This window comes from Lacticaseibacillus pantheris DSM 15945 = JCM 12539 = NBRC 106106 (genome assembly GCF_001311175.1).
Lineage (GTDB): Bacteria > Bacillota > Bacilli > Lactobacillales > Lactobacillaceae > Lacticaseibacillus > Lacticaseibacillus pantheris.
This window is the reverse complement of the sequence record NZ_BBAI01000028.1, coordinates 17,079-30,209: the sequence shown is the minus strand read 5'-3', so window position 1 is coordinate 30,209 and position 13,131 is coordinate 17,079. Positions and strand designations below refer to the sequence as shown.

Genomic DNA, 13,131 nt, shown 5'->3' with positions numbered 1-13,131 from the left:
GCCATTCCGACCCCACACGCCTCCGCTCACCGGTCCGACCGACGCGGCCTACCGCTACTGTATCAAACTCGTTTCCAGGCACGTAACCCGCAGCCTTCCACCGCGTTTCCGACACCCGCTCGCTAACGGATAAACCGAAATATATCAAATGTGCTGTGTATCCATATTGTCCGTATCCATAATGACCATATAGTTAATTACCTCTAATGGACAACAGCTTGAGCCTATTCCCTGCCACAGAACAACCAAACTCAGTACCCGCATTTCAGAGTACATAGTAGTGTGAAGCCACGTCGGTCGGGTTATTCTTATGGGCTGACAGTTGACCAAATTATCCATGAATCCGCTCACAAGTGTGATTCTGGCCGGTGGGAGTGCCGTGGGGAGCGAAGACGACTGGACCCGGAACGGTGAACCTCCACCGTTGGTCGTACTGGTGTGGTGGCGGAGGTTGAGCGGCTGGTCTCCGCGACGGCTGCATGCCCGTAGCTCTGTTGGAATTAATGTCAGTTGGTGCTTTAGCGCCTACTGACAGTTATGACTTACAGAATCAAATTGGCTAGACCGAGTGGTTTTCTCGGGCTACGGCAATTCGCGGTAGCCCGGCACGGGCGTGAGCGTGAGGCACGTAGCCGGTCGCGGGGACCAGCCGCTCAACCGGAGCCACCACGCCAGTACGACCAGCCACATGGAGCGGTCCACAAAGTCGCAGCACCCCAAGGCACCGCCACCGGTCAGAACCGCCAACTCCACCCATCCCAAAATGCTTAGTGACAAGGATGCTGACGAAGAGTAAGCTTTGCTTGTAGTAACAATCGGACAATCACAAATATTTGTTGGAGGTGCACACATTGAATAATATTCCCGAAGATATGGAACAAGTGACCAAGATGGTGCAGGCGGCCGCCGATGCCGGCCACCCCACCACCGCTGAGGATGTCATCAGCCAAGGACTCCGCCAGTCAGCTCAGGACTACCTGGACGAAGCAACTGAAGGCAGTTACTTCACCGCCCACCTGGACGGTAGCCGCATCACCATCAGCGACATGAACGGTGAACAGGTAGCTGATATCAGCACCGACCAGGCATCGTACGTGGACGCGTTCAAGGCGGATGCACGCGGAACAATCACCGCCATCGACAACGCTCTACGGCACCTCATTGACACCCATAAAATCGCGTTGTAAACCAAAAAACTAAGGGCCTGTGCACATAATCTGCACGGGCCCTTAGTGTATATTCGAGGATTAATTATCCAACAGTGCGCCATTGGCAATGCTGGGGTCCAACGTAATCAGAGTTACTTTGCCAGCAGCATCCTCACTGGAAAGAAGCATCCCCTGGCTTTCAATCCCGAGCATCTTGCGCGGCTTCATGTTAACCACGGCCATGACCTTCTTACCAACTAATTCCTGATATTCCGGGTAGTACTTGTGAATACCACTAAGAATCGTCCGGTCACCCTCATCGCCCGCATCCAGCGTGAACTGCAACAGCTTGCTTGAGCCCTTAACCGGCTCCACGGCCAGAATTTCGGCGACGCGAATTTCAGTCTTGTCAAAGTCGTCAAAGCTAATCTCGGCCTTGCGGGTACCTTCAGCAGCCGCGGCCGCCTTCTTCTTGTTACCCTCAACCTTCTTGTCCTTGCTCTTCGCCATCTCGCCCTTAATGTAAGCCACCTCAGTTTCCACGTCCAAACGTGGGAAGATGGGCTCACCCTTGGCCACGACGGTTGCCCCAGCTGGCAGGTGGCCGAACTCAGGCAACTGCTGCTCGGCGTCGTCCTTGTCGAGACCGAGTTGTGCAAAGATGGCCCCGGCAGATTCAACCAGCACCGGCTTTGCCAACACGGCTATCACGCGCAGGCTCTCGGCCAGGTGTGCCATGACGGAAGCTAGCTCATCGTGCTTGGCCTCATCCTTCGCCAACACCCACGGCTCGGTTTCGTCGATGTACTTGTTGGCGCGCGCGACCAACTTCCACGCGGTATCCATCGCGTCGGAGAACTGCAAGTCGTCCATTTGGGCCGCGTAATCCGCAACCGTTTGCTGAGCCGTTGCCTCCAGATCGTCATCAAAAGCCGTCCGGCCGGCGTCCAGTGCGGGCACCTGACCGTCACAGTACTTGTTAATCATGGCGACAGTCCGGTTCAACAGGTTCCCGAGGTCGTTGGCCAAGTCAAAGTTGATGCGGTCCACAAAGTCCTCTGGCGTGAACACACCGTCGCGGCCAAACGGAATGGCACGAATCATGTAGTAACGCAGGGCGTCCAAGCCGTAACGGTTAATCAGCGTCTCGGGGTACACTGCGTTCCCCTTGGACTTACTCATCTTGCCGTCCTTCATCAATAGCCAACCATGCCCGTACACCTTTTCAGGAATCGGGATGTTCAGAGCCATCAAAATAATCGGCCAGTAGATGGTGTGGAAACGCACGATTTCCTTACCCACAAACTGAACGTTAGCAGGCCAGTACTTCTGGAATAAACTGTCATCGTCACTGCCATAACCCAGCGCGGTGATATAGTTCAGCAAGGCATCAACCCACACGTAAACGACGTGCTTCGGGTTGCCCGGAACCGGCACACCCCAAGTGAAGCTAGTCCGGCTCATCGCTAAGTCTTCCAGGCCCGGCTTGATGAAATTATTAATCATTTCGTTCTTGCGGGATTCTGGTTGGATAAAGTCGGGGTGGTCCTCATAGTACTTGAGCAACCGGTCGGCATACTTGCTCATCCGGAAGAAGTAGCTTTCTTCCTTCACCAGCTGCACATCATGGCCAGATGGGGCCTTCCCGCCAATCACTTTGCCATCATCATCACGGTACACCTCAGCCAACTGCGTTTCGGTGAAGTATTCTTCGTCCTCAACGGAGTACCAGCCGGTGTATTCGCCCAGGTAAACGTCACCCTGATCGATGAGTTGCTGCACAATCTTCTGCACGGCCTGCACGTGTTCAGCATCCGTAGTCCGGATGAACTTATCGTTAGTGATATGTAGCGTTTCCCACAACTTCTTGATACCGACCACCATGCCGTCCACGTATTCTTGCGGCGACTGGTGCAGCTTTTCGGCCTTCTGTTCAATTTTCAGTCCGTGTTCGTCAGTCCCGGTCAGGAAGAAAACGTCATAGCCGGTCTGGCGCTTGTAGCGGGCCAGCACGTCGGCCACGATCGTCGTGTACGCGTTACCGATAGTAAGCTTACCGGATGGGTAATAGATTGGTGTAGTGATGTAGTACGTTGGTTTTGTAGACATATGAGCCTAACCTCCAGAAATATTGTTGATCACCGGCCGTCGCCAAATCGTACTGGCAACAGCCGCAATTGTCATCAGTATACCACAGCCATTCGTGGGCCCTTCAGTTTGGCGTGGGGAAATTTGGGAGCAGCGGCCAACCGCTTGCTTTCCCCCCTTGCACCCAGATACTCCGACTTGGAAAAATAATTGTCCTCGCCCCGTTATACCAGCGGTTAACGTGGGCTACGAACACATGATATTACGCGCAAAATGGACTATGATGACCTCGTAAATAAAAAAACGAAAGGAAGTCTACCCATGACAGTATTCTCAGCTTTCACCGACCAGCAAGTAATTACCGACCTCACCCAAAGTGTCCCTGACGGTCTGGTGGTCACCGACAGCGACACACTCCGCGAGTATTCGTTCAGCAGCCGTATGACCGACGACGACAGCGGCCTCGCCTTAGCCGTAGTCCGCGCCCACTCTGTGCCTGACGTGCAGGGCACCCTGGACGTTGCCCGCAAGTATCACATCCCCGTCGTGACCCAGAACCAGTTCACCAGCACCGTCATCGGCGCGGACGGTCTCGCCGGCAGCATTATCCTTTCCACTAAGGACATGAACCAAATCATCGAGATTAGCAAAGCCGATTCGCTGGCCGTTGTCCAACCCGGTGTCATTAACGGTGACCTTGACGCGGCCGCACGCAAACAGGGCATGTTTTACGCACCCGACCCGGGCTCGAAAAAGATTTCGGGCATCGGTGGTAACGTCGCCACCAACGCCGGCGGGATGAGTACCGTTAAGTACGGGGCGACCAAGGACAACGTGCTGGGGCTCAAAGTGGTGCTGGCGGACGGCCGCGCCATCAAGGTCGGCGGCCGTACCCTCAAGCAGGCGTTTGGCTACGACCTCACCCAGCTCTTCATCGGTTCTGAGGGCACACTGGGCGTAGTGACCGAAGTCACGGTCAAGTTGCTCCCCATTCCGCTGGGGCAATCCGCGGTCGGTATCGCCTTCTTTGACAATATGACCCGCCTTGCAGACGCAGTCGCCGCCATCCGTATTTCCGGCGTTTACCCCACCATGTTGGAGGCTCTCGACGCACCGACCATCGCGGCTTTGGACCAGTACGAGGCACCCACTACGGCGATAACAGTGGCTCCATGCTGATCTTCAAAGTTGATAACAGCACCGATGCCGCCATGACCGTTGTTAATGACCTGCTTGCCCAGCACGGTGCCAACCACGTCCAGGTCACTAGTGACGCACAGGAACAGGCCGCCCTCGAAAAGTTGCGCCAGGACATGTTACCCGCCATCTTTGAGGGTCAAAATCACATTATGGAAGACATGGCGGTGCCTTTGTCCCAGCTGGCAACGTTAATGGATTACGTTCAAGAAGTGGGCCAACGTACCGGACTCAAGATTTACACCGCCGGACATGCTGGCGACGGGAACGTCCACCCAACCATCGTGTGGCCGGAGAATCAGGATATGCCCGCGGCGGTGCCAGGCGCCCTGCAGGACATGTTCCATAAGACGCTCGCACTCGGCGGAACCATCTCGGGCGAACACGCGGTGGGGATGCTCAAAAACCAGTGGAACAACGCGGAACTCGGTGGTGACGTCGACCAACTGCAGCACCAAATCAAAGCCCTCTTTGACCCCATGCAGATTCTGAACCCGCACCGCAAGATCAATTAGTACGCAAAACGACCGCCGTGATGAGCCCCTTTGGCCCGCACGACGGTCGTTGACGTTACATAGCTATTATTTTGCCTGCACACTGATTAATTCATCACCGCGATAGCGCGCCTCCAGGTTCAACCCGTGCTCACGTAGCATCAGCGGCAGCAGTGGTTGCAAGTCCGGCACCACGCCCTGGTTGTCCGGTAGGGTCACCCACTCCGGCTCGAGGGCCGCCAAAATGCCTTCACGGGTATTCCGCGGCAACCGCAACTGGTCATCGGTATCGGCTAGGTAGAGGTACATCACGCCACTTTTTTTGACCGTCAATCACCCAGTCCATGGTGCCCACAAAGTCAAAGGCGGCTTCGGGCAACTCGACCCCGGTCTCCTCGAACGTTTCGCGCATGGCTCCATGTTGCTGGGTCTCGTCCGGTTCGACTTTGCCCCCAATCAGGTTCCACATCCCCCTAAACGGCGGCTTGCGACGGTTAATACCGACTACCCCCTGCGGTGTCCGTAACGCGATGACGGTGTATTCTTTCAACTTCGTTTCCCCCTACGCCAGCCCAGCTGGTCTGGCACCAGCCAGTTAATCAGAATCAACACGTTGATGATGAGCGTTAACGGTGGCCACAGCCAGCCGGCCGCGATGGCGACCACGTTGCCGGCAATCGAGAGGTGCGTCTTGTGCACGGTAGTCCGCAAAACGTCGTCAGCCCCGTCACGCAGCATGCAAATGACCAGCAGATCAAACGCGATGTCGGTGACCAACAGCACAATCCCGTACAGTTGCTCGGGAACCAACGCCACTAACGTCGTCTCGCCCACCCACGCTGTCGCAAAGGGAAACAGTGATAACGTCAGCAGAAACAGCGTGTTCAGCCACAGCGTCTGCCGGGAAACGGTCTGGACGCGGCTGAAAATATAGTGGTGGCTGTGCCAATAAACGGCGACGGTCGCAAAGCTGGCCAGGTAGACCACAAACTGGTGCCAGACACCGAGGAGCGCCCGGAGCGTGTCACCCGCGGTACGTGGAATTCCAGTACCATAATGGTAATAATGATGGCGATCACGCATCAGTTGAAGCCTCCAAACGCGATTTGTCCATAAGTACACCTCAATTCACGGCACGTTTACCGCTCGCTATAGGTTAACTCAAACTCATCCAAAACATCCTTAACGGGCCGCTGGTATAGTGCCTGCAACGCGTCCGCCGACGCAGCGTCACTCGGTAAGGTCAGCACAAAGGCCGTTTGCTCGTCCGTATTACCCTGGGCCACGTAACCCGTTAAGTCGTCACCGTCAACGTTGAGTGACGTTTCATTCAACGTGTACAGTTGGGTTAATTCCAGCCGTAATTGGCGCTGCGACAGCACCGGCGGCACCACCACAAAGTCGGGTAAGCTAAGTTGCGCGTACCCTTGGTCAATGAGGAACTGTTCAAAGTGAGCCAGTAACTTGACCTCGACACCGCGCAACCGCCGCGGCGTGTCCGGTTCGTGTTCGCTAATGAGCGCAAACAGATCTTCCGCCGCCGCCATGGCCGCCGGGTACCGGTTGCGCCAGGCACGCAGAGTGTTATCCGGTTTCGGCATCTGGTGAACGTAAACCAGCCCGTCCAGTAGCAAGAGCGTGCGGAAAGCAATCATGTCGTCGGGATGATCTGGGTCTTCATCATCGAGCTGTTGCTCAAAGCCAGCAATCACTGACTGATCCACCCCGTCGTCCAGTAAGCCATTTTCACGCTGCCAGGCAACCACCATTACGTGTTGGGCTGCCAGTTCCAGCAGTTTGGCCGTCGAAATCCGCATGGCGTCGTATTCCTGGTCATCCCCGTGCAGGGGCATCTCCATCATCAGGTAACCCTTCATGTTCATCATGAAGTGCACTAGTTCATGGCTCAAAGTGTAGTCGATGTTCGTGGTGTCCGTGATGGTCACGGTCACCTGGCCGTCTGCGTTCACGGTTAGGTCGCCCTGATCGTGGTTCAAAACACCGCTTGCGGCCCCCGCAGCTTCGACCTGCACCTGGTGGCCCAAAACGCGGCTCAGTTCGTCGAGTAATCCTTGCACTGGTTCTGCATATTCAGCCATTCTGTACCCCTCTGCTTACATTCAATGTTAGCTTCATTGTACTGCAAGGCGCTGCCTACGCCTAGGGTGTTGCGAACGCGCGGGTGTTACTACGTTTGAGGTTGGCGGCAGCGTAGGCCGGGCCGGTGAGCTGCGGCTTACGTGGGGCGCTCCATGGTAACCACTGCTAGGGCGAAACCTCCAACTCACCAAACCCAGGTGAGTTTCCGGTGCGATTATGAACCTGCCCGGAAACCCACCGGCCGGTCTCGGAATTCGTCGCGTTCTAATGGCTAAAGCCAATGGAGCTCTCGGACTGCTGCGCCATTCCTGCGAGAATCAGTCAGTAAGCGCTAAAGCGCAAACTGACTGTGTTCCCCGGCAGTGGTTACCATTCCGACCCCACCCGCCTACGCTCACCGGTCCGACCGACGCGGCCTCACGCTACTGTGGTAACTAGGCCTCCAGACACGACGCCTCTATCTCAAAGTCCATCCGCGGGTTCCCGATACTTCGTGAGTTGTACTCAAGAACACATCTATTCAGTCTCCATTCCGTATACCACGATACGGGTTACCTGCGCTTTCCGGTAAAATTTGGTACATAGTCCACAGGGTGTTGTTTGGACAAATACGGGTCTCCAAATTTCTACAGAAGTACCACACTCAAAAACATGAGTATTGTTGCGACGTTATCTTGCTATTCGCAAACTGGCGGGTGCCGGCAAAGTGGTGGTGGGGTGGAGGCGACTGAACCCGGAGTTATGACCGCTACCGGGGTTACGCAGGCAGTCTCCAAGTCGCACCGGAAACTCGCGCACTTTGCGAGTTGGAGGTTTCGCCCCAGAAGCGGTCATGACGGAGCGGTTCACAAAGCCGCAACCCCACCACCACTTTGCCAGCACAGTCCACATCCCCCACCACTGAGAACCGCCACTTAACTCGTTGGAACGAGTATAATGAAGTTAACAAGAAAGGAATGACCATGTATGCACATTATTGTGGAAACACCAGAAGGCTATCTCCCAGATCAATACGGTAAGTACGCTACTGGCGAGGATATGCGCAATGGCTTCCCCGTGACCAGCTTCCCGTTTCAGGTCACCGACATCCCGGCGGACACGGTTGCCCTCGCCCTAACCCTCACTGATTACGACGCCGTGCCGGTATCCGGCTTCACCTGGATTCACTGGATTGCAGCCGACATCCCGGTCACCCTCGCCAACATGCCAGCTAACGCCAGCCGTCAGCTGGCCGGCCAGTTCGTGCAGGGTCGCAACTCAAACGCTGGTAGCTACGTCCGCAACACCGACCCGGAGATTTACCAGCGCTATACCGGACCGACACCACCCAACGCGGACCATGACTACACGTTTACGGTTTACGCACTCAATACCACTTTGGACTTGCCGGAAGGTTTTTGGCTGAATGAGTTACGCCACGCATTGCCTGGACACGTGCTCGAAGAAGCTTCAATCGACATTACTAGCCGGGTGTAGTTTGCACGGGTTTACAGGTTTTCAACAAGCATAAAAAAAATCTCCGTCGTTACGACGGGGATTTTTTATGCTTGTTGCTTGTTGCTACGACCAAACCGTTATTATGGGCCGTGGTCAACGCCGCGCGCGTATCACGCAACAAATCACAATAGAACGGCGTCGCCACAATCGCCAGGTCATCCTGTAACTGGTCTAACGCGGCGACCGACTCCATGGAGTGGTCCAGCGCGTCGACCAACGTCAACTTTGCAATCCGTAACAAAAACATCTGCTGGGTGCGGACCGACGGAATTGTGGTTTCCCGGCAGAGATCGATGCAAAGTCGCACGGTCTCACCGTCACCATTTCGCAAAGCTACCTGCTCAGCTCGGATTAGCAGTTGCAGCCACAGGAACGTCATGTCGCCTGGTGGATTCATTGCCGAGTTTAGTAGCCGCCGTTGCTGATCGGCAGACCACTGGTCCCAGAGCCCGTAAGCAATGTAGTAGTCCGCTTTGAGCCAGTAGTTCACCCGGGACAGGTCGCGCCAGTATTTTTGTACTAGTTGCGGAGCGTGGTAGTGGGCAAGCAATGCTGGCGAATCCATCACCAAACGCACGTGGCTGAGGTAAAGTGCATCAACGCAGTACAACCGCACCGCGCCGGGTAGCCGCGTCTCGTTTCGGTTCACAAAGGTGGTCACCCGATTAATCAGGTCATCAACGTTCGTCACATTTTTGAGGTCCACTAACGTCTGATCAAAATTATCTGCCACCTCCGAGCCATAACCCTCTTCAGGCAGTAAACCCAGTAGGTCCCGCAAAGTTTGCATCCGGGACGACCGCAATTCCTGCTTGTCGTGCTCGAACCGGGACAAATCACCCGAACTAGCAACTACATCCAGGTCACGCATCCTGTAGCCACGCCGTTCCCGCAGAGTGGCATAGTATTGTCCTCTTTGGTAAGAATCGGTCATCGTAACCCCTCCTCACACTGGTGCCAGTATCTATACCACCGCCGCAATTCGGTTGCTTGCAAGGCGTCGATGCGGTACAGAGCGCCGAGAAACTTCTCCACTGCCGTAGCGCTGACATCACTGCGTGCCCGGTATTCTGCGTCCACTAGGCCCATAAACCGGTTGATATAAAATTTATACAAATCGGGCTCCTGATCACCATACATCTGGCTCACTTTGTACGCCCAATCAACCGCAGTATCATCATTGTCCGTCGCCCCAGCTTGGAATACCGCCCAGACCAAGGGTTGCAAGGTGATAACATGTAACATTGACGGCATCGTCAACACATCCAGGTCGTTGACGTGATTAATGAGCCGGTGTAAATATTTCGTGGGTAAAAAAGGCACAACTTTGCTAGCAAATAAAAATCTAACTGTACCCATGGCCCAGGCGATAAAAAGTAATGTTCCACCACCACTAATTCCGAATCCAACAGTCCCTCAATTACACCCCGTTTGACCAACACATAGTGATTAATCAAAATCATTAACATTTTTTTTGGCCCAGGAATCCGGCAAAGTGGACGCCTGCAACTCCTCGGCTAATGCAATCAGTTGACGCGGACCAGAATGAAAATCTGCTCGTACAATGCGGCCCATCCAATCGCGTATGCTGATTTCGCTAGCGCCACTATTACGACCCAGATACTCACCCAGATCGGTATCCGTTAAGCCTAGCTGCAGTTGCAATCGATGCAGTCGGTCCGCACTAATGGCCAAGTTACCCCGCTCAAAGCGAGATAGACTAGCAACTGACCACCCAGCTGCAACCTGTTGCAACGTTAATCCGCGGCGTTTACGTACTTCACGAAAAAGCGCGCCAATCTGACCGTAGTCCGCCATGCGCATCCGCCTCCCAGTAACCTTACTCCATAGATCTGCTCATCAACCCCGTATTACTTTGTCCGGTAGTAATCGCTCCAAATCGACTACCATCACCCAGATATTCTGCCTTCTGAACGCTCGGGCTCGCTCTCTACCTAAACGAGCTCCCCCCGAGCAAAAGCCTGCGTGTAACTGACTACGCTGTTGAAGCCAAAACCCGGCTTTCCCATCGCAGTACGTTACACTCCGACTTCTGAACGCTCGGGCTCGCTCTCTACACAAAAAGCCGACCGCCCGCATGCACCCCTGCACACGGGAATGGGGGTAGTGCCACACTGGATGTTGCGTTTATGCAAATCATCTGGTGTTGACACTAACTAACCCAAGTCGGCCGACTCGATTTTTGTTCGTGTTTTGAGCTTCTTTCTACATTACACCACAAATGTAGAAAAATTAAAAGGTTTATTGTCGATACTGATAGCCCCGATTAATTACGACACAATCCATTCGTACATTGATATTATCCACCCGTTATCAGGCTAAAATCACATTAACGACAACATAGATAACACGCGGCTCACTTTAATGGCCGAGAAGATTATCAATTGTCACAATGGCTCAGAAATAAGATTAAATTCAAATTAGTGTTGACAAACTACTTTGCCACGCTATACTAAGTAACAACAAATGCAAATGCGATGAGAAAGACCAGTAGTTACCGTACAACTTTCAGCGAGCTTCGTTAGGTGAGAGGAAGCAAGGGTTGCGGTGATGAATATCCCTTTCGAGCCGGACACCGAACTTACAGTAACGTGTCATGGGGACACCCATTATCGTGTCAACGTATCGCCTGCGGGCCGTACGTGGTGAGGTTGTACCGGTGACGGTACGGCGAATTAAGGTGGTATCGTGCTTAGGCACCCTTAGCTAATAATAGCTGAGGGTGTCTTTTTATTTGCCCCGGGTGATGACACGATATTTATTATTTCTACATGCGCATTGGTGAATACATATTCAACAAAGGGGATGGTGGCCGTGGGCAGCGACATTAGCAACATTAAAACGCAACGACGCAATGAAGATCGGGGCCATTTACAGTTGGCCTCCTAGGAGGAACTATTTATGCAGGATTTAACAAAGGAACCACGATTGTCCAAGAAACAATACTTAGTTGTCGCATCCATGCTGTTCGGCCTGTTCTTTGGGGCCGGCAACCTGATTTTCCCGCTCCACTTAGGCCAGATCGCTGGTCATAATTGGTTGCCCGCCGCGCTCGGTTTCCTGGTGACGGCGGTCGTCCTACCACTACTATCCGTTCTGGCCATCAGCGCCGTCCACGCCGAGGGTGTCTACGACGTGGGTCGTCCACTCGGCCGCTGGTTCGCACTACTATTCATGGTCTTAATTCACTTTACCATCGGACCATTGTTCGGCACACCCCGTACGGCAACCGTTTCATTCACCACCGGGGTGGCGCCACTGTTACCAAAGTCGTGGGAGACTGGCGGACTATTACTGTTCTCCGCCCTGTTCTTCCTGGCGGCATTCCTGCTATCGTACAAGGAACGCAAGATTACTTCCGCTGTTGGTAAGGTTTTGAACCCAGTATTCTTGGTACTGCTATTCTTCCTGTTCTTCGTGGCCTATTCCCACGCGCTCGGCAACCCCAACGCGCAGGCCGCCACTACCGCCTACCGTAACGGCGGCATGAGTTTCTTTAACGGCTTTCTCCAGGGTTACAACACCATGGACGCCCTCGCCGGTCTGGCCTTCGGGGTCACCGTCGTCACCGCCGTCCGTGGCCTGGGGCTAAAGCGTGAAGGTTCCGTTGCCAAAGTCACGGCCAAAGCCGGCGTGATGGCTACTGGTGCTATCGGCGTGGTCTACCTCTTCCTCATCGTCCTGGGTTCCATGTCCGTATCCCACTTCAAGCCGAGTGCTGAGGGTGGCACGGCGTTCAACCAGGTTGTAACCTACTACTTTGGTACTGCCGGCCACGCGCTGTTAGCTACACTACTGACCGTCACCTGCCTCACCACGCCGTCGGTTTGGTCGCCGCCTTTGCACAGGATTTCCACAAGCACTTCCCGGTATTGAGCTACGTTCAGTGGCTCGCCTGATGGCCTTTGCGTCCTTCCTGACCGCTAACTTCGGCCTGGAGACCATCATCGCCTGGTCCACACCAATGTTGATGTTCCTGTACCCATTCTGCATGGTGCTCATCCTGCTCTCCGTAACCGCGCACTGGTTCGGCAGGGACCCCGTCGTTTACACCTTGACCGTGGGCTTCACCACGATTCCCGCTGTGCTCGACATGGTTGCTTCCTTCCCGGCAGTGGTTAGCCAAAGTAGCGTAGGCGTTGCGCTGACGCACTTCCGCGACTCCTTCCTGCCGTTCGCAAGCCTTGGCATGGGCTGGGTCGTCCCAGCAGTCGTGGGCCTCGTTCTTGGCTTAGGATTCCACTTTGCAAGCCAACGCCGCCAAGCCGGTGCTGCAACCAGCAACGACGTTCAGCCTGACAACGCGGACTAATACACGCACACATCTTTTCCACTAAATACAATACGCAAAGGCGCCTGCCAGCCGTAATCCGTAATTCAGGATTATGACCGACAGGCGCCTTTGTTTTGCGTGCAATACACTTACTGACGTTTATGCCGCCGTTGCCTTAACGGCTGGGCGGCTAGCCGACGTATAACCTCGTGCCGGGCCAAAGTGGTATCCGCCGTACCCCACATTGCCCAGCCGGTGACAATCATCGCAATCACTGCCGCAATCATCCACAACCAGATATTCATTACGCCAC

11 protein-coding genes, 2 pseudogenes and 1 other annotated feature are annotated in these 13,131 nt (G+C 54.5%); of the genes and pseudogenes, 4 read left to right on the top strand and 9 right to left on the bottom strand.

The features are described 5' to 3' along the window. The first annotated feature begins 851 nt into the window (after nucleotides 1-851). A complete protein-coding gene (locus JCM12539_RS09030) occupies nucleotides 852-1,187 on the top strand; it encodes a hypothetical protein (RefSeq protein ID WP_054650864.1) in 336 nt (111 codons plus the stop codon). Nucleotides 1,188-1,247: 60 nt separating this feature from the next. On the opposite strand, the gene metG is transcribed toward JCM12539_RS09030, so the two are convergent. Further along, the gene (gene metG / locus JCM12539_RS09025; RefSeq protein WP_054650862.1) at nucleotides 1,248-3,257 is read right to left on the bottom strand and encodes a methionine--tRNA ligase; all 2,010 of its coding nucleotides are present in this window, start codon (nucleotides 3,255-3,257) and stop codon (nucleotides 1,248-1,250) included. A 300-nt stretch (nucleotides 3,258-3,557) separates the two neighbouring features. Here metG and JCM12539_RS09020 point away from each other — a divergent pair. Continuing rightward, nucleotides 3,558-4,948: pseudogene (locus tag JCM12539_RS09020) on the top strand (FAD-binding oxidoreductase). 66 nt (nucleotides 4,949-5,014) lie between these two features. Here JCM12539_RS09020 and JCM12539_RS09015 read toward each other — a convergent pair. Genes JCM12539_RS09015 through JCM12539_RS09000 form a run of 4 tightly spaced genes read right to left on the bottom strand, consistent with a single transcriptional unit; the run spans nucleotide 5,015 to nucleotide 7,026 of the window. Next, nucleotides 5,015-5,236 (bottom strand): NUDIX hydrolase, encoded by a 222-nt coding sequence (locus JCM12539_RS09015; RefSeq protein ID WP_054650860.1) that lies wholly within the window; start codon nucleotides 5,234-5,236, stop codon nucleotides 5,015-5,017. Continuing rightward, nucleotides 5,208-5,477, bottom strand: a complete 270-nt coding sequence (locus JCM12539_RS09010) for an NUDIX domain-containing protein (protein WP_054650858.1) — start codon at nucleotides 5,475-5,477, stop codon at nucleotides 5,208-5,210. The genes JCM12539_RS09015 and JCM12539_RS09010 overlap by 29 nt, the downstream gene beginning before the upstream one ends. Then, entirely contained in the window at nucleotides 5,474-6,010 is a 537-nt protein-coding gene (locus tag JCM12539_RS09005; protein ID WP_054650856.1) for a TMEM175 family protein, read from the bottom strand. The genes JCM12539_RS09010 and JCM12539_RS09005 overlap by 4 nt, the downstream gene beginning before the upstream one ends. 56 nt (nucleotides 6,011-6,066) lie before the next feature. Then, nucleotides 6,067-7,026, bottom strand: coding sequence for a hypothetical protein (locus JCM12539_RS09000; RefSeq protein WP_054650854.1), 960 nt, complete (start codon nucleotides 7,024-7,026; stop codon nucleotides 6,067-6,069). A gap of 967 nt (nucleotides 7,027-7,993) precedes the next feature. On the opposite strand from JCM12539_RS09000, the gene JCM12539_RS08995 reads away from it, so the two are divergent. Further along, a complete protein-coding gene (locus JCM12539_RS08995; RefSeq protein ID WP_054650852.1) occupies nucleotides 7,994-8,503 on the top strand; it encodes a YbhB/YbcL family Raf kinase inhibitor-like protein in 510 nt (169 codons plus the stop codon). 49 nt (nucleotides 8,504-8,552) lie between these two features. Here the strand turns inward: JCM12539_RS08995 and JCM12539_RS08990 are convergent, their stop codons facing one another. From JCM12539_RS08990 to JCM12539_RS08980, 3 genes are all read right to left on the bottom strand, one after another. Then, entirely contained in the window at nucleotides 8,553-9,458 is a 906-nt protein-coding gene (locus tag JCM12539_RS08990) for a transcriptional regulator (RefSeq protein WP_054650850.1), read from the bottom strand. After that, nucleotides 9,455-9,778 carry a hypothetical protein gene (locus JCM12539_RS08985; RefSeq protein WP_156302160.1) on the bottom strand — a complete coding sequence of 108 codons (324 nt, stop codon included), beginning with the start codon at nucleotides 9,776-9,778 and terminating at the stop codon, nucleotides 9,455-9,457. Before JCM12539_RS08985 ends, JCM12539_RS08990 begins: the two co-directional genes overlap by 4 nt. Before the next feature lie 195 nt (nucleotides 9,779-9,973). After that, nucleotides 9,974-10,342 carry a helix-turn-helix domain-containing protein gene (locus JCM12539_RS08980; protein WP_054650846.1) on the bottom strand — a complete coding sequence of 123 codons (369 nt, stop codon included), beginning with the start codon at nucleotides 10,340-10,342 and terminating at the stop codon, nucleotides 9,974-9,976. A gap of 671 nt (nucleotides 10,343-11,013) precedes the next feature. Beyond that, nucleotides 11,014-11,252: a binding site (T-box leader), on the top strand. 194 nt (nucleotides 11,253-11,446) lie between these two features. On the opposite strand from JCM12539_RS08980, the pseudogene brnQ reads away from it, so the two are divergent. After that, nucleotides 11,447-12,857: pseudogene (gene brnQ / locus JCM12539_RS08975) on the top strand (branched-chain amino acid transport system II carrier protein). A 110-nt stretch (nucleotides 12,858-12,967) separates the two neighbouring features. Here the strand turns inward: brnQ and JCM12539_RS13255 are convergent. Beyond that, entirely contained in the window at nucleotides 12,968-13,123 is a 156-nt protein-coding gene (locus JCM12539_RS13255) for a hypothetical protein (RefSeq protein WP_156302159.1), read from the bottom strand. Nucleotides 13,124-13,131: the final 8 nt, after the last annotated feature.